At 71.7% G+C, this 23689-nt stretch carries 19 protein-coding genes and 2 pseudogenes; 16 read left to right on the forward strand and 5 right to left on the reverse strand.

Annotated features, from left to right (window positions below; genetic code table 11):
* The first annotated feature begins 31 nt into the window (after positions 1–31).
* From G3I77_RS08375 to G3I77_RS08420, 10 genes are all read left to right on the forward strand, one after another.
* Positions 32–886 (forward strand): hypothetical protein, encoded by an 855-nt coding sequence (locus G3I77_RS08375; RefSeq protein ID WP_248501979.1) that lies wholly within the window; start codon positions 32–34, stop codon positions 884–886.
* On the forward strand, positions 883–2364 hold the full coding sequence (locus G3I77_RS08380) for a CocE/NonD family hydrolase (RefSeq protein WP_248501980.1): 1482 nt from the start codon (positions 883–885) through the stop codon (positions 2362–2364). The genes G3I77_RS08375 and G3I77_RS08380 overlap by 4 nt, the downstream gene beginning before the upstream one ends.
* Positions 2361–3740 carry a YcaO-like family protein gene (locus G3I77_RS08385; RefSeq protein WP_248501981.1) on the forward strand — a complete coding sequence of 460 codons (1380 nt, stop codon included), beginning with the start codon at positions 2361–2363 and terminating at the stop codon, positions 3738–3740. The genes G3I77_RS08380 and G3I77_RS08385 overlap by 4 nt, the downstream gene beginning before the upstream one ends.
* 8 nt (positions 3741–3748) lie before the next feature.
* A complete protein-coding gene (locus tag G3I77_RS08390; RefSeq protein ID WP_230222475.1) occupies positions 3749–4903 on the forward strand; it encodes a SagB/ThcOx family dehydrogenase in 1155 nt (384 codons plus the stop codon).
* Positions 4900–6639 carry an ABC transporter ATP-binding protein gene (locus tag G3I77_RS08395; protein WP_248501982.1) on the forward strand — a complete coding sequence of 580 codons (1740 nt, stop codon included), beginning with the start codon at positions 4900–4902 and terminating at the stop codon, positions 6637–6639. Before G3I77_RS08390 ends, G3I77_RS08395 begins: the two co-directional genes overlap by 4 nt.
* Positions 6636–8399, forward strand: a complete 1764-nt coding sequence (locus G3I77_RS08400; RefSeq protein ID WP_248501983.1) for an ABC transporter ATP-binding protein — start codon at positions 6636–6638, stop codon at positions 8397–8399. Before G3I77_RS08395 ends, G3I77_RS08400 begins: the two co-directional genes overlap by 4 nt.
* A gap of 118 nt (positions 8400–8517) precedes the next feature.
* Positions 8518–10014, forward strand: a complete 1497-nt coding sequence (locus G3I77_RS08405; protein ID WP_248501984.1) for a Y4yA family PLP-dependent enzyme — start codon at positions 8518–8520, stop codon at positions 10012–10014.
* Positions 10011–11348 (forward strand): pyridoxal-phosphate dependent enzyme, encoded by a 1338-nt coding sequence (locus G3I77_RS08410; protein WP_248501985.1) that lies wholly within the window; start codon positions 10011–10013, stop codon positions 11346–11348. Before G3I77_RS08405 ends, G3I77_RS08410 begins: the two co-directional genes overlap by 4 nt.
* On the forward strand, positions 11345–12568 hold the full coding sequence (locus G3I77_RS08415; protein ID WP_248501986.1) for an aminotransferase class V-fold PLP-dependent enzyme: 1224 nt from the start codon (positions 11345–11347) through the stop codon (positions 12566–12568). Before G3I77_RS08410 ends, G3I77_RS08415 begins: the two co-directional genes overlap by 4 nt.
* Before the next feature lie 80 nt (positions 12569–12648).
* Positions 12649–13527 carry a trans-aconitate 2-methyltransferase gene (locus tag G3I77_RS08420; protein ID WP_248501987.1) on the forward strand — a complete coding sequence of 293 codons (879 nt, stop codon included), beginning with the start codon at positions 12649–12651 and terminating at the stop codon, positions 13525–13527.
* On the opposite strand, the gene G3I77_RS08425 is transcribed toward G3I77_RS08420, so the two are convergent.
* Together G3I77_RS08425 and G3I77_RS08430 are read right to left on the reverse strand one after the other, a co-directional pair.
* Positions 13471–14031 carry a GNAT family N-acetyltransferase gene (locus tag G3I77_RS08425; protein WP_248501988.1) on the reverse strand — a complete coding sequence of 187 codons (561 nt, stop codon included), beginning with the start codon at positions 14029–14031 and terminating at the stop codon, positions 13471–13473. The two genes, G3I77_RS08420 and G3I77_RS08425, sit on opposite strands and share 57 nt — an antisense overlap.
* Positions 14032–14458: 427 nt before the next feature.
* The gene (locus tag G3I77_RS08430; protein WP_308311366.1) at positions 14459–14920 is read right to left on the reverse strand and encodes a Fur family transcriptional regulator; all 462 of its coding nucleotides are present in this window, start codon (positions 14918–14920) and stop codon (positions 14459–14461) included.
* A gap of 220 nt (positions 14921–15140) precedes the next feature.
* Here G3I77_RS08430 and G3I77_RS41125 point away from each other — a divergent pair.
* The 3 genes and pseudogenes from G3I77_RS41125 to rpsN form a co-directional block, all read left to right on the forward strand.
* Positions 15141–15311 (forward strand): annotated as a pseudogene (locus G3I77_RS41125) (epimerase); the annotation flags it as partial.
* A gap of 320 nt (positions 15312–15631) precedes the next feature.
* Entirely contained in the window at positions 15632–15868 is a 237-nt protein-coding gene (gene rpmB, locus G3I77_RS08440) for a 50S ribosomal protein L28 (protein ID WP_129802793.1), read from the forward strand.
* On the forward strand, positions 15868–16188 hold the full coding sequence (gene rpsN / locus G3I77_RS08445) for a 30S ribosomal protein S14 (protein WP_248501990.1): 321 nt from the start codon (positions 15868–15870) through the stop codon (positions 16186–16188). Before rpmB ends, rpsN begins: the two co-directional genes overlap by 1 nt.
* 212 nt (positions 16189–16400) lie before the next feature.
* Here rpsN and G3I77_RS08450 read toward each other — a convergent pair whose 3' ends face one another.
* Together G3I77_RS08450 and rpmF are read right to left on the reverse strand one after the other, a co-directional pair.
* Positions 16401–17585: a GTP-binding protein gene (locus G3I77_RS08450; protein WP_248501991.1), complete on the reverse strand. Its 1185-nt coding sequence runs from the start codon at positions 17583–17585 to the stop codon at positions 16401–16403.
* 6 nt (positions 17586–17591) lie between these two features.
* Complete coding sequence (rpmF, locus tag G3I77_RS08455) at positions 17592–17762, reverse strand: 50S ribosomal protein L32 (RefSeq protein ID WP_230222493.1); 171 nt, start codon at positions 17760–17762, stop codon at positions 17592–17594.
* Positions 17763–18273: 511 nt separating this feature from the next.
* Between rpmF and G3I77_RS08460 the strand changes: the two genes are divergently transcribed.
* Complete coding sequence (locus G3I77_RS08460; RefSeq protein ID WP_248501992.1) at positions 18274–19530, forward strand: sodium:proton antiporter; 1257 nt, start codon at positions 18274–18276, stop codon at positions 19528–19530.
* Between the two features lie 114 nt (positions 19531–19644).
* Here G3I77_RS08460 and G3I77_RS08465 read toward each other — a convergent pair.
* A pseudogene (locus G3I77_RS08465) lies at positions 19645–20540 on the reverse strand (cation:proton antiporter); the annotation flags it as partial.
* Between the two features lie 1435 nt (positions 20541–21975).
* On the opposite strand from G3I77_RS08465, the gene G3I77_RS08470 reads away from it, so the two are divergent.
* Together G3I77_RS08470 and G3I77_RS08475 are read left to right on the forward strand one after the other, a co-directional pair.
* Entirely contained in the window at positions 21976–22926 is a 951-nt protein-coding gene (locus G3I77_RS08470) for a HAMP domain-containing sensor histidine kinase (protein ID WP_248501993.1), read from the forward strand.
* Positions 22927–22928: 2 nt separating this feature from the next.
* Positions 22929–23588 carry a response regulator transcription factor gene (locus G3I77_RS08475; protein WP_248501994.1) on the forward strand — a complete coding sequence of 220 codons (660 nt, stop codon included), beginning with the start codon at positions 22929–22931 and terminating at the stop codon, positions 23586–23588.
* Positions 23589–23689 lie beyond the last annotated feature (101 nt).

Consider the following 23689-nt stretch of genomic DNA (forward strand, 5'->3'; position numbering starts at 1 on the left):
CGTCCCAGGTCCCGCCGACAGGAGGAACGCCGTGTCCCGCAGCCGACTAGTCCCCGGTGCCGAGGTCGTCGCTGTGCCCGGGCGAGGGCTCGCCGTCCGCACCCCGGAAGGGGAGTTCTTCAGCGTCAGGACAGCAGACGCGGACGAGGACGCCCTGCTCTCCCTTCTCACGGGCGGGACCACAGCCCCGGTGGACGGGGGACTGGAGCGCGTGGTGCGGGCGTTCGAGGCGGCCGGCTATCTGGCGGAAGGGCCGCGGCACTCGCCGTGGCCCGCCGCTCGCCGGGACATCCGGATCCTCGGCGACCCGGTGCTGACCGAACCGCTCGCCGTGCAACTGGCCGCCCTGGGCGCGCGGCCGCGCACGACTTCGGCCGTGACCGCCTCCGACAGATCACCGGTGGGTATCGAGGACCTGCTCGACGGAAACCCCTCCGCGGTCGTGTGGTGCCTGGACGGGCCCGTGCCGGACGGGTTGTGGGACGCCGCCGACCGTTTGCCCGAGCACGGCGTCGCGTGGCTGCGCTGCCACCGCGAGGGCTGGCAGGCGTATGTCGAGCCGGTGGCCGCCGCTCCTGGAGACGTCACCTCGGCGCACGTCCGGTCCCGTCGGCTCGCCGCCACGCCCGCTCACCGCGAACTGGCCGCGTACTGGAGCGGACCGCGTACCTCCGGTGCACCGGTCCGGCTCGCCGTGCCCGCCGCAACGCTGCTCACGGCACTGCTCTCGGACGATCTCAGCCGGTGGGCCACCGACGCCCCCGCTGCGGCCGGCCTCCCGGCGCGGCGCCGCCTCCGACGGGTGGACCTGCGCACGCTGACCGTCACCGAGCACCCCGTCCTCCCGGTGCCCGACGTCGCACCGATGCCGAAGAAGGACGGATGACGGCGTTCAGTACGGCTGTGGGGGAACTCGCCACGGACGTCCGACTCCCGGCCGGCGAAGGCCCCTTTCCGGCCGTCCTGGTGCGCACCCCTTACGACCGGACCCGGCACAGTGCCGAGGCGCGCGGCTGGGCCCGTCGCGGGTTCGCCGCCGTTGTCCAGGACGTACGGGGCCGGTTCGCGTCGCCGGGGGAGTGGCACCCGTACGCGGACGAGGCCGCCGACGGAGCGGCGACCGTGCGCTGGATCCGGCGGCAGCCTTGGAGCGACGGAAGGCTGGTGGCCGTCGGAGCCTCATACGCGGCCCACTGTGCCCTCGTCCTCGCCCTCGACGTGCCCGAGGACGTCCGGCCCGATGCCGTCATCGCGGCCGTGCCCGCCCTCGGGTCCGCGGAGACCGCGCGCGAGGCGTCCGGAGTGGAGCGGCTGCTGTCCCGCGCCGGATGGTGGGCCGCCCACGGTGACCGGCGAGACTCCGACGAGAGCGCGCTGGACAAGGCCCTCTCCGCTGACCCGGGACTGCTCACCCACCTGCCACTGAGCGCCCTCCCCGAGCGGCTGGGCCGCGGCCTGCCCTCCTGGGCGGGCCTGTGGCGGCACCGCGACCGCGGCCGTCTCGTATCGCGGGCGGCGCACGCCGCCGTGCCCCTGCTCGCGGTGGGCGGCCACCATGACCACTTCACCGAGGAGACCGTCGCGCTGTGGCATTCCTGGGGCGGACCCTCGGCCCGGATGCTGCTGGGCCCCTGGAGGCACGGTCTCGTCACCGCGCCCGGTCCCGACTCCGGCCCGGCCCACCGGCTGAACCTCGGCGAGCTGTACGTGCGCTGGGCCCGCCGCGCCCTGACCGGCGAACTCGCCCCCGGCCACCATGGCGCCCAGGGGCTGGGCGGCGCCGACCTGTGGCTGTCCGCCCGCACCGAGGGCGAACCGCGCACACCACGCACGCGACTGTTGCGCGGCTCCGTCTTCACCGCCGACCCCGGCAGGCCCGTCCGTTCCGACGACCTGACCGTCCCCACCGACGGCCCGCCCGACCGCTGCCTGCTGGTCACGCCGCCGCTGCCGCGTCCGCTCGACGTGGTCGGCCCCGTGAGCGTGCACCTGCGGGCCACGGCTCACAGCCCGTCCGCCGACTGGGCCGCCCGGCTCGTCGCGCTCACGCCGGAAGGGAGCGCCGAGCGGCTCGCCGTCGGCGTCGTCCGACATGCCGAACCGGCCGGTAGTGAGGCCGAGTTCACCATCGGCCTCGGCCGGGTCGCGCGTCGGCTGCGGGCCGGCACTCGGCTGCGCCTGGAGATCGCCGGGCACCATTTCCCGGCCCACGCCCGCAACCCCCACACCGGGGAAGACCCCGTGACGGCCGGCCGGCTGCACGCCTCCCGACGGGAGGTCGATGCGGACAGCGTGGTGCTGAGACTGCCCGTGCTCCCGTCCCGCCCCACCCCCGTCGATCCCGCCGAGGAGATCCTGAGATGACGACGCTGCCGCTGGAAGCACTCGTCGACCCCGTCTGCGGCATCGTCCGCAAGGTCAAGCCCGTCGAACACCCCGCGGGCGCCCCACCCCGCTACACCGCGCTCACGGCCGAGATATCCGACGCCCGCAGACACGGCCTGTGGCCCGCCGACCGCGTCTCCCTCGGCACCACCTTCGGCGACCCCGAGCAAGCCCGCGTCGCCGCGATAGCCGAGGGGATAGAGCGGTACTGCGGCAACCGCGTGCCGCCCCCCGGCCACCCCGACGCCCCCGTGCGCGCCACCGCCGCCGAACTGACCGAGAAGGGCCTGCGGCTCTACGGCCCCGGCGACCTGCCCACGTACGCCGACTGGCAGTACGCCCGCGAGAAGTTCCCCTACCGACCCCTCACCCCCCAGACCCCGGCCCTGTGGACGCGCGGAACCGAGCAGCTGCCCGGCGGACGGACGGCGGAGGTCTGGGCGCCCATCGCGCTCACCCACCTCAACTGGCGCCAGGGCGCATTGCGCGAGCTGCCCCGCACCCATCACCTCAACTACGCGGGCATCGCCACCGGACAGGGCCTCGACGACGCCGTCGAACGCGGCCTGCTGGAGATCGTCGAACGCGACGCCCTGGAACTGTGGTGGCATCTGGACGGCCCGACCCGGGGCATCGACCCGGCGAGCGTGCCCGGCCTCGCCGACGACCTCGCCGGCTCCGCGCTCGACGTCCACATAGTGGAGATGCGCTCGGAGTTCGCCCCCTGCATGGCCGCGCTCGTGCACGACCCGCGCCTCGGCCTGTACGCCGCCGGGTTCGCCTGCAAGTACGACCCGGCCGAGGCCGCCCGCAAGGCCGTCCTGGAAGCCGTCCACACCTGGGTCTTCACCCAGGGCCTGACCGCCTCCGACGGCTGGGTGTTCCAGGCCGTCGAGGCCGGGCTGCTGGCGCGCGGGCTGTACCTGGAGCACCGGGCCGACGGCCGCTATCTCGATGTGTGCGGCGAGCAGTTCGAGCACGTGCGGGACCTGGGTGCGCACGTGCAGGTGTGGCTGGACGAACGGATGGCGGCCGAGGCCCGGCGCTTCACCGCGCCCGCGCTCGGGACCGTGTCCGTCGACGCGGTCGAGCCCGGCAGCCGGGAGCGGCTGGAGAGCACGCTGCGCGCAGGCGGTCACCGCGTCATGACCTTCGACCTCACCACCGAGGACGTGACCGAGACATCGCTGCGCGTCGCCCGGATCCTCGTCTCCGGGCTCCTGCCCAACGCCCCCGCCGCCTTCGGCTACTTCGGCTGTCCGCGCCTCGCCGAGGCCGCCGTCGCGCGCGGATGGCGCACGACCGCGCCGAGCGCGCCGGAGGACTTCACGCTGGCGCCTCCGCCGCACATGTGAGGGCCGCCGTGGAAGACCTCCGCGAGGACCGCCCTGTGGAACTCGCCGCCGCCCTCGCCCGCGCCCGCTCCCCGGAGCGTCCCGGCCCCGACACGCCCGCCGGGACAGCCGTCCGGCCCTGGCCGGGGCCGCCGCTTCCGATTCCGGAGGCAGGCCCGGCGGACCTCGATCTGCAGGCCCTGCTGCGTCTGTCCCTGGCGGCCTCGGACGCCTCCGGACGCCTCAGGCCCGCGCCCTCCGCGGGTGCGCTGCACCCGGTGGACGCCGAACTGGTCGTGGGCGCCGGCTGCTCCCTGCCGCCCGGCCGCTACGGCTACGACCCGCTGCGCCACCGCGTCCACCGCGTTGGTCTGCCTTCCGACGACACGCCGCCAGGCGTGACGGCCGAACTCTCCGTCACCGCACGGCGCACGGCCTCCCACTACGGCCACCGAGCCTGGCCCCTTCTGTTGCTGGACACCGGGCACGCCGCCGCGGCGCTGTTCCTGGCGGCCCGCGCACTGGGCGCGGGCGAGCCCGAGGCACGGCTGGACGGACTCACCGAGAATCCCTTGGCCGTCGTGCGCATCCCGCCGCCCGACGGGCGGAGCCCGATGCACCCGGCAGACAGTCCCCACGTCCCGGAACCGTCCGGGGGTACGCCCACCCCGGCCGAACTACTGGCCCGCCGCAGTACCCCACCGCCGTTGCCGGGCGCCCCCTCCCACGGCGCACTGCGGGCAGTCCTGGCCACCGCCGAACGGGCCGGCAACGGCGACCTGTTGCGCTGGTGCGCCGCGGTCGGCCCGCCCCGACCCGGCCTCATGGAACTGGCACCCGACGGCACGACCCTGCGGCGGTACGCGGCAGGGGAGGCCCGCCAGACGCTCGCCGCCTGGGCCGCGGGCCAGGCGTGGATCGCGGACGCGGGCGCCGTTCTGCTCGGCCACGGCTGCCCCACGGACGCCGACGCCGCACACATCCGCCGCGCCCACCTGCGGGCGGGCTTCGCCGTCCACCTGGCCCAGGTCACCGCCCGACGCCACGGGCTGGCGGCCCGGCCCGTCGGCTCCTGGCAGCAGGCGGACCTCGGGGCCGCCCTCGGAGCCGCGCCGGACCGGGACTGGGTCGTCCACGCCCTGGCCCTCGGTATCCGTCACGCCGACGAGGAGAACACCACGTGATCGTCCACCCCGAGCTGCGCCGCGCCGCCCGGCGGGCACGGCGCCCCCTGCTCACGGCCACCCTCCTGCAGGGCGCCGTCACCCTCACCCACCTGGCACAGGCCGCACTGCTGGCCCTCGCCCTCGCCGGCCTGGCCCGCGGAGACACCGGCCGGCTCCCGTGGCTGCTGGCCGCCGTGCTCGCCGTCGTCACCGCCCGCGCCGGTCTCACCCTGTGGCAGCGACGCACCGCCACCCGTGCCGGAGCCCGGGTCAGGGTCGCCGTGCGGGACGAACTCCTGGCCCACCTGGGCCGGCTGGGGCCCGCTCACCTGACCACCGCACGCGCCGGAGCCGTCCGCACCACTCTCGTCGACGGGGTGGAGGGCGTCGACGCCTACGTCTCCCGCTACCTGCCCCAGCTCCTGATCACCCTCACCGTGCCGCCCCTCGTCCTGGCCGCCCTGGCCGTGGTCGAACCGTGGGCCCTGCTCGGCCTCGTCCCCGCCCTGCTCCTCGCCCTGGCCGGGCCGCGCGCCTGGGACCGGCTCCTCGCCGCCCGCGGCAAGGAGCACTGGGACACCTACGAAGGACTGGGCGCCGACTACCTGGAGGCGCTCCAGGGCATGCCGGCGCTGCGTGCCGCCGGTGCGGTCGGCCGTACCCGTTCGCGCCTGGAGGAGCGGTCCGCGGCGCTGCACCGGGCGACCGTCGCCAAACTGCGGGTGTCCCTGGTCGACACCGGCATCACCGACCTCGCCATCCAGGGCGGCACCGCCGCCGCAGCCCTCCTGGCGTGCTGGTCGGCCGTCAGCGGATCCACCACGGCGACCGGCACGTATCTGGTGCTACTGCTGGCCTCGGAGTGCTTCCGCCCCGTCCGCGACCTCGCCCGCGAGTGGCACGCCGGATACCTCGGAGTCTCGGCCGCCGACGGGCTCGCGGCCCTGCGCACGACCGAGCCGGCGGTCCCCGACACCGGAACGGCCCCCGCGCCCCGGCAAGCGCCGCCCGAACTGCGCTTCCAGCACGTGCGGTTCGCCTACGACGGCGCGCCGTCCTCGGCCCTGGACGGCGTCTCGTTCACCGCGCAGGCGGGACGGACGACCGCGATCGTCGGCCCGTCCGGCGCGGGCAAATCCACACTGCTGGCCCTGCTCCTGCGCCACCACGACCCGCAGGAGGGCCGGATCACCCTCGACGGGCGCCCCACGATCGAGTACGCGCTCGACTCGCTGCGGCAGGGCATCGCCGTCGTCTCGCAGGAGACGTACCTCTTCCACGCCACCATCGCCGACAACCTGCGCCTGGCCCGGCCGGACGCGACGGACGACGACCTGACCCGGGCGGCGCGCGTCGCCGGTGTCCATGACGAGATCGCCGCCCTCCCCGACGGTTACGCCACCGTCCTCGGCGAGCGCGGCGCCACCCTTTCCGGCGGCCAGCGTCAGAGGCTCGCCCTCGCGCGAGCCCTGCTGGCCGACGCCCCGGTCCTCGTCCTCGACGAGGCCACGAGCGCCGTCGACGAACGCCGGGAGGCGGACATCGTCCGGGAACTGCTGAACGCCGCGAGCGGCCGGACCGTCCTGGTGGTGGCCCACCGGCTGGCCGCCGTCCGACACGCCGACCGCATCGTCGTCCTCGACCAAGGACGGGTGGACGCCGTGGGTGAGCACCCCGACCTGGTCGAGGCCGACGGCGTCTACGCGCGGCTCGTCGAGGCCGGCCGCGCCAACCGAGGAGAACGCGCCGCATGAGCACCGCTGCCACCACTGGCACCGCCACCACCGCTGCGGACGAACCCGCGCGAGGCGCACTGCGCGCCCTCCTCCCCGCCCTCGCCGCACACCGCGCCATGACAGCTCGCACCTGTGCCGCCGCGCTCCTCGAGCAGGGCTCCCTCGTCGCGCTGCTCACCCTGGCCGCGCACACCGTGGGCACCGCCGTCATCGAAGGGCGCGCCCCCTCGGCCGGCACCGTCACCGCGCTCGTCGCACTGGTCCTGGTACGCGCCCTGATGACCTGGCGGGAGATGGACCTCTCGCACGACCTGGCCTACCGGGTGCTGGCCGTACTGCGGGTGCGCGTCTTCGACGGACTCGCCCGCAGCGCGCCCGCCCGCGTCGCGGGACGGCGCAGCGGCGACCTCGCCGCCACGGCCATGGCCGACGTGGAGGCCCTGGAGTTCTTCTACGCCCACACCACCGCCCAACTGCTGGCGGCAGGAACGGTCTTCACCGGTGGTTCCATGGTCCTTGCCACGGTGGAGCCGTGGCTGCTGGCGGCCGTGCTGCCGGTCGCGGCCCTGCTCGCCGCTGCGCCCTTCGCGGACGCCCGCGCGCGCACGGCACGCGGCGGCCGCACCCGGACGGCCGTGGCCGGGCTGTCGGCCGACACGGTGGAGGCCGTCGACGGGCTGCGCGAACTGCTCGCCTTCGGCGCTCTGACCGAACGCCGTCGCAAGCTCGCGGAGCGGGGATGGCAGGTGGGTGACGCCCAACGTGCCGAGGCCACCTGGGAGGCCGTCGCCGCCGCGGTCCGCGACCTCCTCATCGTGGCCGCGGTCCTCGGCGTGGTCGCCGCGGCGGCGCAGTCGGTGACCTCCGGACGGCTGCACGGCGCCTGGGCCCCGGCTGCGATGGCCCTGGCTCTTTCCGTCCTTGGCCCGGTCGCGGAGTCGGCCCGCGCTCTCAGCCAGGCCGTGGCCCTGCGCGCCGCTGCCTCCCGCGTCAACGCTGCCGTCAAGGCCCCCGCTCTCGCCCCGCCGCCCGCCGCCCCCCGCGCCCTGCCGCCCGGACCGCTGGGCGTACGGCTGCACCGGCTGAGGTTCGACTACGGAGGACGGCCCGTGCTGGACGGCGTCGATCTGACCGTCCCTCCGGGCCGGACACTCGCCCTGGTCGGCGCCTCCGGCGCCGGCAAGTCGACCTGCGCCCACCTGCTGGCCCGCTTCTGGGACCCCTCCGCCGGTGCGGTCCAGTTGCTGCCCGCCTACGGCGACCCCGTGGACGTGCGTGAGGTGAGCGATGCGGAGCTGCGGCGTGCGGTGGTGCTGGTGGGACAGGACACGCCCCTCTTCCACGGCTCCCTCGCCGAGAACCTGCGGCTCGCCGCACCCGAGGCGGACGACCAGGCGCTGGCCGAAGCGGCCCGGTTGTGCGGCGTCGACCGGATAGCCCCGATGGACACCCTCGTCGGCGAGCGCGGCGCCACGCTCTCCGGCGGTCAGCGGGCCCGCATCGCCATGGCCCGCGCGCTGCTGGTCCGGCCGAGGGTCCTCGTCCTCGACGAGTCCACCGCCCACCTGGACAACGCCGGCGACGCCCAACTCGCCACCGCGCTGCAGGAGGAGGGACGCACCACGATCGTCATCGCCCACCGCCCGGCCACCATCCGCCGTGCCGACCGCATCGCCGTCCTCGAGGAGGGCCGCATCGCGGAAGTGGGGACCTGGGAGGAACTCACAAGCCGCCCCGGCAGCGCGCTCAACCGCATCCTCACCACCACCCCCTCCTGAGCACGGGAGTTTGCCCCGAGACCCGGGCCGGTGAGGCTTAGGGCCGGGTATACCTGGAAACGACTACTCCCGAACGATCGTCGCGCCGACGGTCGACCGGCACCGGGAGGGGTCTCACGTGGATGCGCCCTTGTATCTGAGGCCCAGGGTGGAGCCGCCGCTCGGCGCACTGCTGACGGACCGGCCCTTCCTGCACTCGCTCGTCGACGCGCTGGGGTCCCCGCTCAACGTGCTGCTCCCCGAGGCCGTGGCCGAGAACGCCGCCCGCTTCCGTGCCGTCTACCGCCGCCACCATCTGACCGGGCGGGTGTACTTCGCGCACAAGGCGAACCGGTCCAGCGCCCTGCTGCGGCGACTGGCGGCGGAGGACCCGGTCGCCGTCGGCGTCGATGTCGCCTCTCTGGAAGAGCTGAGGCACGCACTGGGCTGTGGGTTCACCGGCGACCGCATCATGGCCACCGGTCCCAAGGACGCCGCGTTCCTGTGGCTGGCGGCGCGCGTGGGAGCGACGGTCAATCTGGACTCGCCCGGGGAACTGGAACGGCTCTCCGGGCTGGTGCGCGCGCACGGGCTCGGCCGGGTGGCCGTGCTGGCGCGCCTGTCGGGGTTCGAGTCCGCCGCCGGCCACGGGGGAGCGGGCACCCGGCTGCTCTCCCGGCGCAGCCGCTTCGGCACCCCGGTACGGGACACGGAGGCGCTCCTGTCGGCGCTCGAACGCAACGCTGACACCGCGGAGTTCGTCGGCGCCGCCTACCACCTCGACACCACCGGCGTGGAGGAGAAGGCACGGGCGCTGGAGCAGTGCGTGCTGTTCCTGGATGAGTGCCGGGCACGGGGACTGGCGCCGCGCGCCCTCGACATCGGCGGCGGATTCGGCGTCGGATACGTCGCCGAGGCGCAGGAGTGGGAGCGCTGGACCACCGCGCTGACCGAGGCGGTGCTCGGCGTCCGCCCGCCGTTGACCTGGCGCGGTCATGGATACGGGCTGCGCAACGAGGGCGGCACGGTGCGCGGGAACGCCGCGCTGTACCCCGCCCACCGCCCCACCGCCGGCCCCGGCTACCTCGACGAACTGCTCTCACTGCCCGCTCCGGTGCTGGGCCGGTCGTCCGCCAACCTTCTGCTGGAACACCTCCACGACCTGTACATCGAACCCGGTCGCGCCCTGGTCGACCAGTGCGGACTGTCGCTGGCCCGGGTGCTGGACGTACGTCCCGCGGACACGGACTCCGGGCAGTACCTGGTGCACCTCGGCATGAACGCGGGAGACATGAGCCTCGAGGAGCACGGAGTCCTCGTGGACCCCGTCCTGCTGCCGCACGGCGAAGCCGCGGCCGGTGACGAGGAACCGGTCGGCGTCTACCTCACCGGCAACCTCTGCCTGGAAGGCGATCTCATCACCCGCCGCCTGGTCTTCCTGCCCCGGCTGCCGCAAGCGGGGGACCTGCTGGCCTTCGCCAACACCGCCGGCTACGCCATGGACTTCCACGCCCATCACGCGCAGCGGCAACCCGTCGGGCGGACGGTCGCGGTGGAGCGGCGGGGCGACTCCTGGCGCTGGTGTCCTGACGAGGACTACTGGCCGATCACACCCTTGGGGGGAACAACCGGATGAGGTACGACAGCATCACCGAGGCCATAGGCAACACGCCTCTGGTGCGTATCGATCCCGCCGTGCACGGGCTGCGCAACATCGACCTCTACGCCAAGCTGGAGATGCTCAACCCGTTCGGGTCCGTCAAGGACCGGCCCGCGTGGCACATGGCCCGGCCCCATCTGGAGGCTGCCACCGACGGTGACGGCACGGTCGTGGAGCTCTCCAGCGGCAACACGGCCAAGGCACTGGCCCTGCTGGCCGGTATGCACGGAGTGAGGTTCAAGAGCGTCACCAACCGCATGCGCGTACCCGAGATCAAGGAACTCCTCCTGCTCATCGGTGCCGAGATCGAGGAACTTCCCGGGCGCAGCGAGTGCCTCGATCCGACCGACACGGACGACCCGCTCACGCACTTCCACCGGGCGCTCTCCGACCCGGGGAGCACGTACCTGCACACCGACCAGTACTTCAACCCCCGCAACGTCGAGGCCCACGCGGCAGGCACCGGACCCGAGATAGTGAAGGACCTGGACGGCCGGGTGCCGGACTGGTTCGTCGCCTGCGTCGGCACAGCTGGTTCGTCGACCGGTGTCGCCCGGGTCCTGCGCGAGCACGACCCGCGCGTGCGGGTCCTCGGCCTGGTCGCCCACAAGTCGGACTTCATACCGGGCATCCGCACCATCGACGAGGTCCACCAGGTCGGCCTGTTCGACCCGGCGACGTACGACACCATCGAGTCGGTCACCTCGGACGAGGCCATCGACGGGATGCTCACCCTGATCCGCCGCTGCGGACTGCTGAGCGGACCGACCGGCGGCGCCGCCTACCAAGGAGCGGTGCGGCAACTGCGGTACGCCGACGCCGAACTGGACGGAACGGGGCAGCGCCGGACGGCGGTGTTCATCGTGTGCGACCGGGCCGAGAGCTACCTCAGCTATGTGCGTCAGCGACGCCCGGAACTCCTGGGCCGGACGGACCGGGGGCACTCCGCGGCGGCCGTCACCGACGCCGAAGCCCGTGCGGAGGCCCGCGTCATCGACGTGGACGACGCGCGGCGCTGGTCCGCCGGGGGTGACCCCCGGCCACTCGTCGTCGACCTGCGCAGCCCGCACGCCTATGCCGCCCTGCACATCGAGGGCTCGGTCAACATCGTCGACGAGGTGTTCGAGGACCTGCTCCGCGGCGGGCTCCCCTTCAGCAAGCGCACTCCCGTGCTGCTCGCCTGTCCCGTCGGGGAGAAGTCACTGCGCTACGCCGCCGCACTGACCCGGATGGGCCACCCGGACGTCCGCAGTCTGGCCGGCGGGATCGTCGCCTGGCGGGACGCGGGCGCACCGCTGGTGCGCGAATGAGCCCGGCGCGCCCGCTTCCCGCCCTGGAGCCCGAGAACCCGCTCTGGCAACGGGAGATGAGGGAACAGTTCCCCATCGTCACCGCGCATCCGGAGCTGGCATACCTCGACAGTGCGGCTACGTCACAGAAGCCACGTGCCGTACTGGAGGCCGTCCAGACCTATCTCACGACGTCGAACGCCAACGCCGGCCGCGGCACCTACCCCTGGGCCAACCGGACCACGGAACTGGTGGAATCGACCCGGGAGCGGGTCAAGGAGTTCCTCCACGACCCCGAACCGGGCCGCTCCGGCGTCCACTTCACCAGCGGCACCACCGAGGGGCTGCGTACCGTCGCCCGCGACTGGCTCGTGTCGTACCTCGTGGACGGGGACGAGATCCTCGTGCCGTACGCCGACCACCAGGCCAATCTCGACCCCTGGCTCGAGGCCGGCCGGCTGCTGGCCGAGCGCGGTGTCGAGGTCCGCGTACGGGCCCTGCCGTACCAGGCGGTCTCCGGTGACTACGACCACCGGGCCCTGGCCGAGGCCGTGGGCCCGCGTACCCGCTTCGTTGCCGCCACCCACGTCCACCACGTGTACGGCGGCGACATGAACGTGCACCGCATCCGCGCGGCGGTCGGGCCGGATGTCCCGATCTGCCTGGACGCGGCGCAGAGCGTCGGCCACGTGCCCGTCCACCTCGACGATCCGTCTCTGGACGTGGACTTCGTGGTCTTCTCGGGGCACAAGGCGATGGCTCTGCCCGGCTCGGGGGCGGTCTGGGCGCGCAACGCGCGAGGGCCGGTGTTCCGGCCGGGCGGCTGGCAGGGTACGCCCAACACGGCGGGCATCGCCTCCCTGCGGGCCGCGCTCGACTGGCTCGACGCGGCCGGAGTCGAGCGGATCGCGCGCTGGACTACCACGCTCACCACCCGGCTGACGGACCGGCTCGGGTGCCTCGGCCCGTACGAGGTCCTGGGTTGTCCGGCGAGCCTGGCTGCTGACTCCGCCCTCCCCGTCGCCCAGCGCCGCCACGGCATCGTCACCTTCCGGCACGGCGACATCCCGTCCGACGACCTCGGGTTCATCCTTTTCAGCCACGGTTTCATGGTGCGAGCCGACAGCCTCTGCCAGGCCGGCGCCGACGCCCGGGACGCTTCGGTGCGTGTGAGCCTGCACGTGTACAACACGGTGGAGGAGATCGACCGCCTGCTGACCGTCCTCACGTCGTTGGCATGAAACGCAACTGACAATCGTTTCCAGATGTAGATTGGTTCCCACCCGTGGACGGACGAGAGACGGATGGGGTGACGCAGGGGATGGGCGTGAGTATGGCGACCGCCAGGGTGTGGGTGGAGCGCTGGGAACGGCAACAGGAGCGGTACGCGGTGGACCGCGAGGAGCGGTTCACGGTGATCGGGGATGTTCTCGAGCACACCACAGCCGACCACGACCGCCCCCTCCTGCTCGATCTCGGGTGCGGGCCCGGCTCCCTGGCTGCCAGGCTTGCCGGCCGTTTCCCGGACGCGGAGATCGTCGCCACCGACATGGACCCCGTGCTGCTCGAACTGGGCCGGACCCACCACGCCGACGCCGCCCGCTACGTCGACACCGTCATCGGCGAGGAAGGCTGGGTCGAGGCCCTCGGACTGGAACGCCCCCTGGACGCCGCCGTCTCCACGACCGCGCTGCACTACCTGCCGGAGCCGGCGCTGCTGCGCACATACCGCGCTCTCGCGTCCCTGCTTCGCCCCGGCGGTGTCCTCGTCAACGGAGACCACTTCCCGCCGGACGTGGTGACGTGCTCGGAGCTCACCGCCCATGTGGGCCGTCGCAGAACGGAGCGTGCGGGCGGCAGCTCACGGGAGGACTGGCGGTCCTGGTGGGACGCCGCGGCCCGGGAACCCGAACTGGCCGACCTGCTTGCGGAACGCCGACGGCGTCACACCGACCACGCGGGGAGCGGAGGCGACGAGCAGGTCACGGTAGGCCGCCACGCCGCACTGCTGCGCCAGGCCGGCTTCGCTCATGTCATGCCTGTCTGGCAGTTCGGTGACAGCGCCGTACTGGTCGCGGTCATGGACCACCGGCGCGGAGCCCGGCCTCCCGTCGGGGCTCGGCAGCGGGAGGCGACCGCCGCTTCAGAGAGCCAGACTCATGAGGATCTCGTCCCGGTCGTCACCGGGCGCCACCCGTAGCGCGCCCGGCCACCGGCCGACCTCGGTCCACCCCGCCTTGCGGTAGAACTCCTCCAACCCCAGCCCGGACCGCACGGCGAGCTGCAGCCGCTCCAGACTCATGTCGTCGCGCGCGACGCCTTGGGCGCGCCGCATCAGCGCGGCGCCCACACCCATGCCACGGAAGCGCACATGTGTCTGGACATGGTTCACCACGCCGCAGTGCGCCACGAGAGGGTGCTGGTCGCGGCGCAGCAGCAGCCAGCCCGCGAGCGCGCCGTCCACGGTCGCCAGGAGGAGTCTGCTGCGCTCCGGGGACAGTCCACGTGCGATCCTCTCGACCGCAGGCCGGAGCGCCGCCTCGGTCACCGGCGGGAGTGGGCAGTTCATGGGCACGACGGCCCCTCCGGCGTTGACGACCGCCGTCCAGCATGCGGTGAGCTCTCGACGGACGGCCGCGGTGACGTCCTCGGGCCGGCTGAGTTGTGCGATCACCGGAGCGGGTGCCGTCTCATGCGCTGTCACACCCGGTAGCTTGCCAGCCGTGCGAGGTTCCTGGCGCGCCGTCCGCCGCCCTCGGCACCGCTCCTCGCACGGGTCCGACAGTTCCGCGGCCGTTCGACCGTCGTGGAGTCCAGCGCCGGCGGCCAGGCCGCGAGTGATCCCAGCTCTCCTTCGGTACGCCTGGTGCCCGTCACACGCACCCACGTGTCGGTCTCCGGTGCGTCCGCGCTGCGGACTTCCAGCTTGGCCGTCGTGGCGTCGGGCGCGAAGCACGTGCACCGCAGCCGGGTCATGTACCAGGCGCCGCCGTCTCGGATGTGACGAACCCGGTCGGTCGGACCGTGCGGCCCCTGACAGGTGGGGTCGAATTCAGCGCGACACCGTGCGGATCGCCGGCATGAGGGTGCTGGACGGGAGCGCGCCTCACCGGCCGGGCGCGAGACGCCCCTCAGGCGTGCTGTCCGGCCGGGTTCTGCGCGGTCGGGCCGACGCGGCAGCGGTCGCAGACGCCGGTCAGTTCCACGGTGTGTTCCACCTCGGTGAATCCCATGGTCTCGGAAACGTTCTCCGCCCAGCGTTCCACCGGGCCCGCTTCCACCGCCGTGCTGAAGCCGCAGTCGCGGCAGACGAGGTAGTGGCGGTGCCCGTCGCTGGGCCGGGGGCGATAGAGCCGTTCCCCGGTCCTGTCCCGCACGACATCGACCTGCCCGGAGCGGTCCAGGGCGTGTAGAGCCCGGTAGACCGTGGTCAGGCCGACGGTGATGCCGTCGGCTTCGAGAGCCTCGTGCAGTTCCTGTGCGGAGGTGAAGCCGGCGCGCTCGTAAAGGGCGCCCAGTACAGCCATCCGCTGCCGTGTCGGACGCCATGGCGCCGGTAACTTCCTTGCCTTTGCGTCGCGCAGGACGCCCACCTCCCATGAAGCGGGGATCAGTCGGCTGTGTGCCGGATCGGCCGCGGGCTTCGTCTCAACGACGGAACGTCCTCGCGTGGACCAGATGGTTCCCTTGACGCACCGAGGTATCGCACATGGTAATCATTTCCATAAGCGAGTCAAGGATGGGTGACTGTGGGGGATCTGATCTGGGTGAGCTGACCCAGGGGGCGATCGCCCGATGGCACGGAACGCAACGATGAGGGTCAAGCCCCTGATCGGGGGTCTGGGCGCCTCCGGGGCGGTCGGCCGGGCGGCCGTCCGTGAACTGCGCGCTCTCCGCCGCGCCTGCCTCCTTCTGGCAGGGCGGAGCGCGTCGGCCCTGTGCGAGGTCGCCGAGGAGGGCCGACGCGGTCCCGACGAGACCGTGCCGAACTTGCCAGTGGCCCCGCGGAGGTGCCCGAACACGCCGTGTCCGTACCCCTGGGCCTGGGGCGAGATGGAGGCCGTGTGCGGCCCAGGCCCCGTCATGGTTGAAGAGTTCATGGCGAGCGACGCGAGAGCTCTTCCCCGCGGTCACTGCCACCACCGGTGTCTCCGAGCGCTCCGCGCGGCGCCCGATTCCCCCGTCACCTTAGTGTCCGCGTGTGCTTGATGATCGGGCGTACATCGGTGCGAGTCATGTGGGTACCATGTGAGAATGGTTTCCATTACCAATAACTGGCCGCACGACGAGAGGCAGGTAAGACTTTGTCCGCCCACTGCCAACTGACCGGTGCTCAGCCTGGCTTCGGCAACACCATCTCCCACTCGCACCGGCGCACGTCGCGCCGTTTCGACCCCAACATCCAGCGCAAGCGCTACTGGCTGCCGAGCGAGGGCCGGTACGTCCGGCTGACGCTCAGCGCGAAGGCGATCAAGACCGTCGACAGCATCGGCATCGAGGCCGCCGTGGCCCGCATCCGTGCCCGGGGAGTGAAGGTCTGATGGCCAAGAAGAGCAAGGTCGCGCAGAACGAGAAGCGCAAGGCGACCGTCGAGCGGTACGCGGCCCGACGGGCGGAGCTGAAGGAGATCATTCGCCGACCGTCCTCCACCGACGACGAGCGCCGGGCCGCAGTGGTGGAACTGCGGCGCCAGCCCCGCAACGCCAGTGCGACCCGGGTGCGCAACCGGGACAGCGTGGACGGGCGGCCACGGGGCCACCTGCGGAAGTTCGGCCTCTCGCGTGTCCGCATGCGTGAGCAGGCCCATGCCGGATTCGTACCGGTGAGGCTGGGCAGGCCGTCGAAGCGTGCGAAGTCGTAGTCGATTCCGGCGACGATCTCCTCGGCCCGGGCGTCACGCAGCAGGGGAAACTCCTTGCGGTTCTCCATCGCCCGTGCGTACAGCGGGATGAGGAGGGTCTCCTGGACGGTCCCCAGTCGGGGCTGCTTCCTGTCCATGAATGGCCTCCCTGGTGCAGATGGTGTACCGGGCCGGACGGTGCCGTGGCTGCGACCACCGCCCGGCCCGGAGTTTCAGGGCCCCGTCGTGGCGGTGAGGGGCTCGTGCTCGTGCGCGCAAACCTCGTCGAAGCCGTAGGTGTCCCAGGCGGGAAAGGGGTCGGAACGGGGGAGCCGCTCGTCCTCCCTCATGAGGCAGTCGGTCAGGGCCGCTTGCAGGGACGCGGCGTTCAGGTGGGTGCCGATGAACACGAGTTCCTGTGCGTAAGGACTCTCGGCGTCATGCGCGGAGGAGGGCTCGAAGCGTGCCACCGAGCCGGCCTGGGACCACAGCCCCGTCACACGAGGGCGGCTGGCCAGTGTGAAGAAGCCCTTTGACCTGAGCACCTGTCCGTAGGCGCCGCTGTCGAGTGACTCGTTCACGAACGTCCACAGGCGCCCGGGGTGGAAGGGCGTTCCCGACCGGAAGACGGTCGAGGAGATGCCGTACTCCTCCGTCTCGGGAACATGGTCGCCGTTGAGTTCCCTGACCCAGCCCGGGGCCTGCTGTGCTCGCTCCAGATCGAAGCGGCCGGTGCCCAGGACCTCGCCGACCGGTACGCGGCCCCGCACGGCCGGCACTACGCGGGCGGCAGGGTTGAGCCGCGCCAAGGTGGCCCGCAGCCGGTCGGCGGACGGGGCGTCGACGAGGTCGAGCTTGTTGAGGACGATGACATCGGCGAACTCGATCTGGTCCATCAGCAGGTCGCTGACCGTGCGTTCGTCGTCCTCGTACTGATCCAGGCCCCGTTCGACCAGTTCATCACCGCCGGCCAGCTCGGGCAGGAAGTTTGCGGCGTCCACGATCGTGACCATCGTGTCCAGCCGAGCCAGGTCGCCGAGGGTGGCGCCGTCGTCGCGGGCGAAAGCGAAGGTCGCGGCCACCGGCATGGGCTCGGAGATGCCGGAGGACTCGATGAGGAGGTAGTCGAAACGCCCCTCGCGCGCCAGCCGGTCCACCTCCTCCAGGAGGTCGTCGCGCAGGGTGCAGCAGATGCACCCGTTGGTCATCTCGACCAGGCGTTCCTCGGTGCGCGACAGGGCTGCCTCGCCGCCGCGCACCAGGGCGGCGTCGATGTTGATTTCGCTCATGTCATTGACGATGACGGCGACGCGCAAGCCCTCACGGTTTCCGAGGACATGATTGAGCAGGGTGGTCTTGCCGGCACCGAGGAACCCCGACAGGACAGTGACGGGTAGGCGCGAGGGAACGTGGGTCATGCGGTGTCAGCCCTCGGGGTGGAGCACGCCACGCTCGTACGCCTTGGCCAGCCGCTGGGGTACGCGATACGGAACCCCGTCCACCGTGACCGTCACCAGCTGAGGCGTCACAGCCTTCCACTGCGCGCGACGGTGTCGGGTGTTGCTGCGCGACATCTTGCGTTTGGGTACGGCCATGAGGACCTCCGGTGTGAGTGAGCGAGGTAGACAGTACATGAAAATGGATGTCATTACGACGGTTGGTTGTCGAGGCCGCTCGAGGTGCGGGAAGGGAGGGTGTGCCAGAGGTCGCGGTGGGCTGACTTGGCGAGGGTGGACGCGTGGACCCGCTCGATGGGCGTCTTGCCGAGCTGCGCGCGTGCCTGCCCGCGCGAGCGGAGCTCCAAGGAAGGCGCCCCGGAGGCGGCGCTGGAGATGCTGCGCCAGGACCTGCTTCAGCACGTCAGTGGCCCGCGGTACGACGATGCGGCTCTATTGATCCTCCGGTACGGCTGACGCTTGCGGGCTCTCGCCAACGGTGTGCCGACATTGCAGGGTGCGAGGAGAAGGCCGCCCATGCCCAGCCGACGATGGCTTGGGCCTGGCTGCTCGTTGTCGTCCATGACCTGCGGGATGTGGGGTATTCGGCCGGGGCGCCCAGCGGGGCGCACGCAATGATGTATGTCGGCGGGAAGGGTGGGTCGTACTGGTGACGAGCGCGGACGCGGTTTTCGCGTGGCTGGGGGTCGGAGCGTTGCTCGCGGCCGTGCTGCCTCGGGTCCTGTCCGGACGACCGCTGTCACTGCCGCTGGTCTTCCTGCTGTGCGGCATCGGCGTGTATCTGTTGCCTCTGCCACTGCCCGTGATCGACCCGGTGGATGACCGGGCGGTGGCCGAGCATGTCACCGAAGTCGTGGTGATCATCTCGTTGATGGGCGCGGGGCTGGCGCTCAACCGGCCTGTCGGGTGGCATCGGTGGGGCGCGACCTGGCGATTGCTGGGTGTCACCATGCCGTTGACGTTTCTGATCACCGCGCTGGTGGCCTGGTGGTTGCTGGACTGGCCGCCGGCCGCCGCGTTGCTGTTGGGGGCTGCCCTGGCGCCGACCGATCCGGTGCTCGCTGCGGAAGTGCGGGTGGGCGAGCCCACGGATGACGAGCACGACGAGGACGACGTGCGGTTCGCTCTCACCAGTGAGGCGGGCCTGAACGACGGACTGGCGTTTCCGCTGACCTACGCGGCCGTGGGGCTGGCCGCCGCCGCAGGCAGCGGCTGGACGACCGAGTGGATCGGTCCGTGGGCCGCGCAGGACGTCGCGTACAAGTGCGCTGTCGGTGTGCTGGGCGGGCTACTGATGGGGCGGTTGCTCGGCTGGCTGTTCTTCCGGACACGATCAAGAGCGCTGCGGCTGTCTCAGCACCGGGAGGGCTTCGTCGCGCTGGGCGCCACCTTCCTGGCCTACGGAGTGACGGAGCTTGCCGGGGGTTACGGCTTCCTGGCGGTGTTCGTCACCGCGTGCGCCATCCGGTCCGCTGAGCGAGCTCACGGCTACCACAACGTCCTGCACGACTTCATGGAGCAGGTGGAGCGCCTGATGACCGCAGCCGTGCTGTTCCTGCTGGGCGCCTTCATCGCGCTGGGCGGCCTGTCTGCCCTGACGTGGCGGGGCGCGATCACCACATGCGCGGTGGTGCTGGTGATCCGGCCGCTGTCGGGGTGGGCCGGCCTGCTGCGGAGCTCCCTGGGAAGCCGGGAACGCTGGGTCGTCGCGGCGTACGGCGTCCGGGGGATCGGCTCGTTGTACTACCTTGCCTACGCCTTGGGCCACCATGGTTTTGCTCTCCCGGAGCGGGAGCTGTGGGCAGTGGTGACCTTCACCGTGCTGGCCTCAGTAGTACTGCACGGGACTACCGCAGGCCCGGTCATCGCCCGCCTGGACCGGCATCGAGACATCCGATCCATGTAGCAGCCGCGATCGGTGCTGCAACCGCGGCAGCGTCCTTGTGAAGAAGGACGCTGACCTTGCCGAATGACGCCTACTGTGTGCGAGGGACGCCAGCCACTTCGGTCGCGCTCGTGCTCACCGTCCGACCCAGGTCGGCCATCCATGGCGACCTGTCTGAACGGGCTCGACATCACCCTTCTCGCCGAACCAGCGGGCGAGTTTGCCGCGCCGACCCACCGCCCGCAGTCGTCGTTCAGCCGCCTCACAGGTGTCCGGGGTGGTGATCAGAAGAAGCTCGTCGCCGCTGAGCAGCGGCGTGTCGTGCTGGGGGACGAGGGTGGCGCCGTCGCGGACGATCAGGGTGAGCACTGTCGGGGGAGGCGGCCGCAGTTCGAAGACGGCCACGCCGTTCAGGCGCGAGCCCGAGGGCACGGTCAGTGTCAGCAGGTCCGCGTCCAGGACGTCCAGCGGCGCGGTCTCCACCTGCACGTCCCGCAGCGCATCCGGACGGGCAGGCCCAGAGCTCTGGCCGCGGCGGGCAAGGTGGGGCCTTGGATCAGGGTGAACAGGACCACCAGCACAAAGACGATGTTCAGAAGGTCGTCGGCGTCCGATACACCGGCGACGATGGGGAAGGTGGCCAGCACGATCGGGACGGCGCCGCGTAGTCCCGCCCAGGAGACGAACACCTGCTCACACCATGAGATGCCCCGGAAAAGCAGCAGGCAGGCGACGACCGAGGAGGGGCGGGCGACCAGCAGCAGTACCAGTCCGACAACGAGAGCCGGCGCAACCGCCCCGGGCAGCTCCCTGGGTGTGACCAGCAGTCCCAGCATGACGAAGAGGCCGATCTGGGCGAGCCAGCCGGCGCCCTCGGCGAAGGAGCGGGTGGCGGCGCGGTGCGGCAGCTTGGAATTGCCCAGCACCAGCCCGGACAGATACGCGGCGATGATGCCGCTGGCGTTGGCCGCACCCGCCGCCGCGAAGGCGATGATGCCGAAGGCCAGCGTGGCCAGGGGAAACAGGCCTGTTGGCGAACCACTTCGGGTTGGGTGAAGGCTCCGGAGATCCCGGAACGGTTCGTTCTCTCGCTTGAGCAGCGCCTCACGGGTTGCGATGCCCCGAGCGCTGTCACTGGGCTGTCGTAGGCTGACCGAGATGCTGCTACGCCGCTCCCGTGCGGCCCGATAGGCGGCGTAGGGGCGGCTGCTTTCGGCATGGCTCTGGGGCGTAGGAGCATCGTCTGGGTGGTGCCAGTCGGCAGGGTGGTCGCCGCACGATGGCTCTGCGTGCGATGCACCCTGCGGAAGAAGGCCGACGTGATGTGGGATGGTCTGAATAGCCGTCAGCGTAGCTACTTGCTTGCCTGCTTCCGCGAGGACCAGGAAGCGGAGCGCCGAGCCAGGACGGCTCGGTCCACTTATCAGGACCCAGGGCCAGCCTCCGCATGGCGCAAGCTGCCGTTCTCGATCAAAGCCGAGCTTCCGTTCGCGGAGTGCACCACGATTCACAGGCGTCTCCGCGACGACGGCCACCTCGACGCCGGAGCCACCCTGCACGCTCTCGCCCGCAGAGGACTTCTGAAGATCACTGAAGATCGGATCGACGTTCCGGAGGTGGGTCTCGTTACCCGCGTCGTGGTGGAACTGACCCGCGCGGGCCGGGCATGTGCCCGCGCTGGACTAGGCATTGCCCCTGCGCCGCGCCGGCCCAAGCACCTGTTGTCGGAGTGGCTGTGGGGCAGTCTGGCAAGGGTTGCTGCTGCCGGTCCAGACGGGCTGTCCGAGGACGTGATGGGAGGCAAGGCCAAGTACTACCTCGGTACCGACTACCGCCCGAACGGCAAACCTAGTCGGGGCTACATCGATTGCTTCGCCAACCATGCCGTAACGCTCACGGCCATTCCTCCCCCACGCCCGGCCTGCCTGTTCCGGCCGTGCTGACGCCCGCCATACGGCGCACCCATCCAGCCGCCTTCCGACGCAACCGCAGCACCAGCAGGGCCGGACCGGAAACCGACTCGGTGTGACCTGTTGGCTGTGGTGCTGCGTACATCGGTGCCGGGCTCCTCTCGTGATCCGAAAGACCTGCGGCTTTTCCCGCCCAGCCAAGAGGAGGGCTGTCGAAAGCTGGGCTCGCGTCTGCCGACGCCGCAAGCGGTCGCCTCCGCACGACGGTCAGTGGGCCGAAAGCGGGGATTGGCTCCACCCTCACTCGCCACAGGCGGCGGCCGCCATCGGGTCCGACACCCAATTGCACGCGGGCCAGACCTGTAGACACGCGGGCCAGACCTGTAGAGGGGACGCGGAAATGGGTGCCAGACCCGATGGACGTTCGCCCTGCCCGGCGAAGACTCTGGAGCAGAGCGCCTTGGGCGCAGGCAGCCTTCAGTGACCGGCCGGCCCGCCGTCCACTGCCGGGGAGGCGATAGTGGAAGCCAGGACCAGCTTGAGGAGACGGTATCCGGTGCCGTTGTTCTGGAGGATCTTCCTGCTCAACGCCGTGGTACTGGTCGCAGCCACTGCGCTGCTGCTGCTGGGCCCGGCCACCGTGTCGGCCCCCGTCCTGCTCACTGAGGCCGCTGTCCTCAGCGGCGGGCTGGCCGCGATGCTGATCGCCAACGCGCTCCTGCTGCGCATTGGCCTGGCTCCGCTGCAACGCCTCGCCCGCGCCATGACCACCACCGACCTGCTGCGCCCCGGCGCCCGCCCGGCTGTCGACGGTCACGGCGAGGTTGCCGAACTGATCATCACGTTCAACACGATGCTCGACCGGCTGGAAGCCGAACGCGCCACCAGCGCCGCCCGCGCTCTGACCGCGCAGGAATCCGAACGCCACCGCATCGCCCAGGAACTCCACGACGAGATCGGCCAGACGCTCACGGCCGTCCTGCTCGATCTCAAACGCGTTGCCGACCAAGCACCCGACCCGGTACGTGAGCAACTGCACCAGGTCCAGGAGACCACCCGCGCCAGCCTGGACGAGATTCGCCGCATCGCCCGCCGCCTGCGCCCCGGCGTCCTTGAGGAACTCGGCCTGACCAGCTCGCTGAAATCCCTCGCGGCCGAGTTCACCAGCCCCGCCCTGTCCGTACGGCACCACATAGCGCCCGACCTGCCGCCGCTGGGCGAGAACGCCGAACTCGTCCTCTACCGCGTCGCCCAGGAAAGCCTGACCAACACGGCCCGCCACGCCGACGCCACGCGCGTCGGCCTCACCTTGGAGCGGACCCCAAATGGCGTAGAACTACGCGTGCGCGACAACGGCCGAGGCATCGAGGGGGCCACCGAAGGGGCGGGCATCCGCGGCATGCGTGAACGCGCCCTGCTCATCGGCGCCGGCCTCACCCTCGGCCCCGCCCCCGACGGAGGCACCGAGGTACGCCTGACCGTCCCCACCCCCCACCGGAGTCAGTGACCATGACCGAGGCGACGCCCACCCGCATCCTGCTGGCCGACGACCACCACCTGGTCCGCCGCGGAGTGCGCCTCATCCTCGACAGCGAACCCGACCTCACCGTGGTGGCCGAAGCCGGCGACGGAGCCGAGGCCATCGAGGTCGCCCGTACCCACCATCCCGACCTGGCCGTCCTCGACATCGCCATGCCCCGCCTGACCGGCCTGCAGGCCGCCCGGGAACTCTCACGCATCCAGCCGGAGCTGCGCATCCTCATCCTGACGATGTACGACAACGAGCAGTACTTCTTCGAAGCCCTGGCCGCCGGCGCCTCCGGCTACGTCCTCAAGTCCGTCGCCGACCGCGACCTCGTCGAAGCCTGTCGCGCCACTATGCGTGACGAACCCTTCCTCTACCCCGGCGCGGTCAACGCCCTCATCCGCAACTACCTCGACCGCGTCCGCGAAGGCCAGTCCCTGCCTGCCAGAGCCATCACCGACCGCGAGGAGGAGATCCTCAAACTCGTCGCGGAAGGCCACACCACACAGGAGATCGCCCACATCCTCGTCATCAGCCCCAAGACCGTCGAACGCCACCGTGCCAACCTGCTGCAGAAGCTCGGCCTGAAGGACCGCTTGGAACTCACCCGCTACGCCATCCGCGTCGGACTGATCGAACCCTGACCACACGACCGAGGCGACACCAAACGGCGCCCGCACCGCAGAGAGCAGCCCCGCGAGCGATCGTGACGTTCGCGGACGAGTCCCCGTCCCACAGACGCACC

The organism is Streptomyces sp. D2-8 (assembly GCF_023184515.1).
Taxonomy (GTDB): Bacteria; Actinomycetota; Actinomycetes; order Streptomycetales; family Streptomycetaceae; genus Streptomyces.

Coding starts and splice junctions, on each gene's coding strand:
- G3I77_RS08450 (WP_248501991.1), bottom strand. CDS start 17,585: ATGACCCACGTTCCCTCGCGCCTACCCGTCACTGTCCTGTCGGGGTTC.
- rpmF (WP_230222493.1), bottom strand. CDS start 17,762: ATGGCCGTACCCAAACGCAAGATGTCGCGCAGCAACACCCGACACCGT.
- rpsN (WP_248501990.1), top strand. CDS start 15,868: ATGGCCAAGAAGAGCAAGGTCGCGCAGAACGAGAAGCGCAAGGCGACC.
- G3I77_RS08380 (WP_248501980.1), top strand. CDS start 883: ATGACGGCGTTCAGTACGGCTGTGGGGGAACTCGCCACGGACGTCCGA.
- G3I77_RS08420 (WP_248501987.1), top strand. CDS start 12,649: ATGGGCGTGAGTATGGCGACCGCCAGGGTGTGGGTGGAGCGCTGGGAA.
- G3I77_RS08475 (WP_248501994.1), top strand. CDS start 22,929: ATGACCGAGGCGACGCCCACCCGCATCCTGCTGGCCGACGACCACCAC.
- G3I77_RS08400 (WP_248501983.1), top strand. CDS start 6,636: ATGAGCACCGCTGCCACCACTGGCACCGCCACCACCGCTGCGGACGAA.
- G3I77_RS08410 (WP_248501985.1), top strand. CDS start 10,011: ATGAGGTACGACAGCATCACCGAGGCCATAGGCAACACGCCTCTGGTG.
- G3I77_RS08415 (WP_248501986.1), top strand. CDS start 11,345: ATGAGCCCGGCGCGCCCGCTTCCCGCCCTGGAGCCCGAGAACCCGCTC.
- G3I77_RS08385 (WP_248501981.1), top strand. CDS start 2,361: ATGACGACGCTGCCGCTGGAAGCACTCGTCGACCCCGTCTGCGGCATC.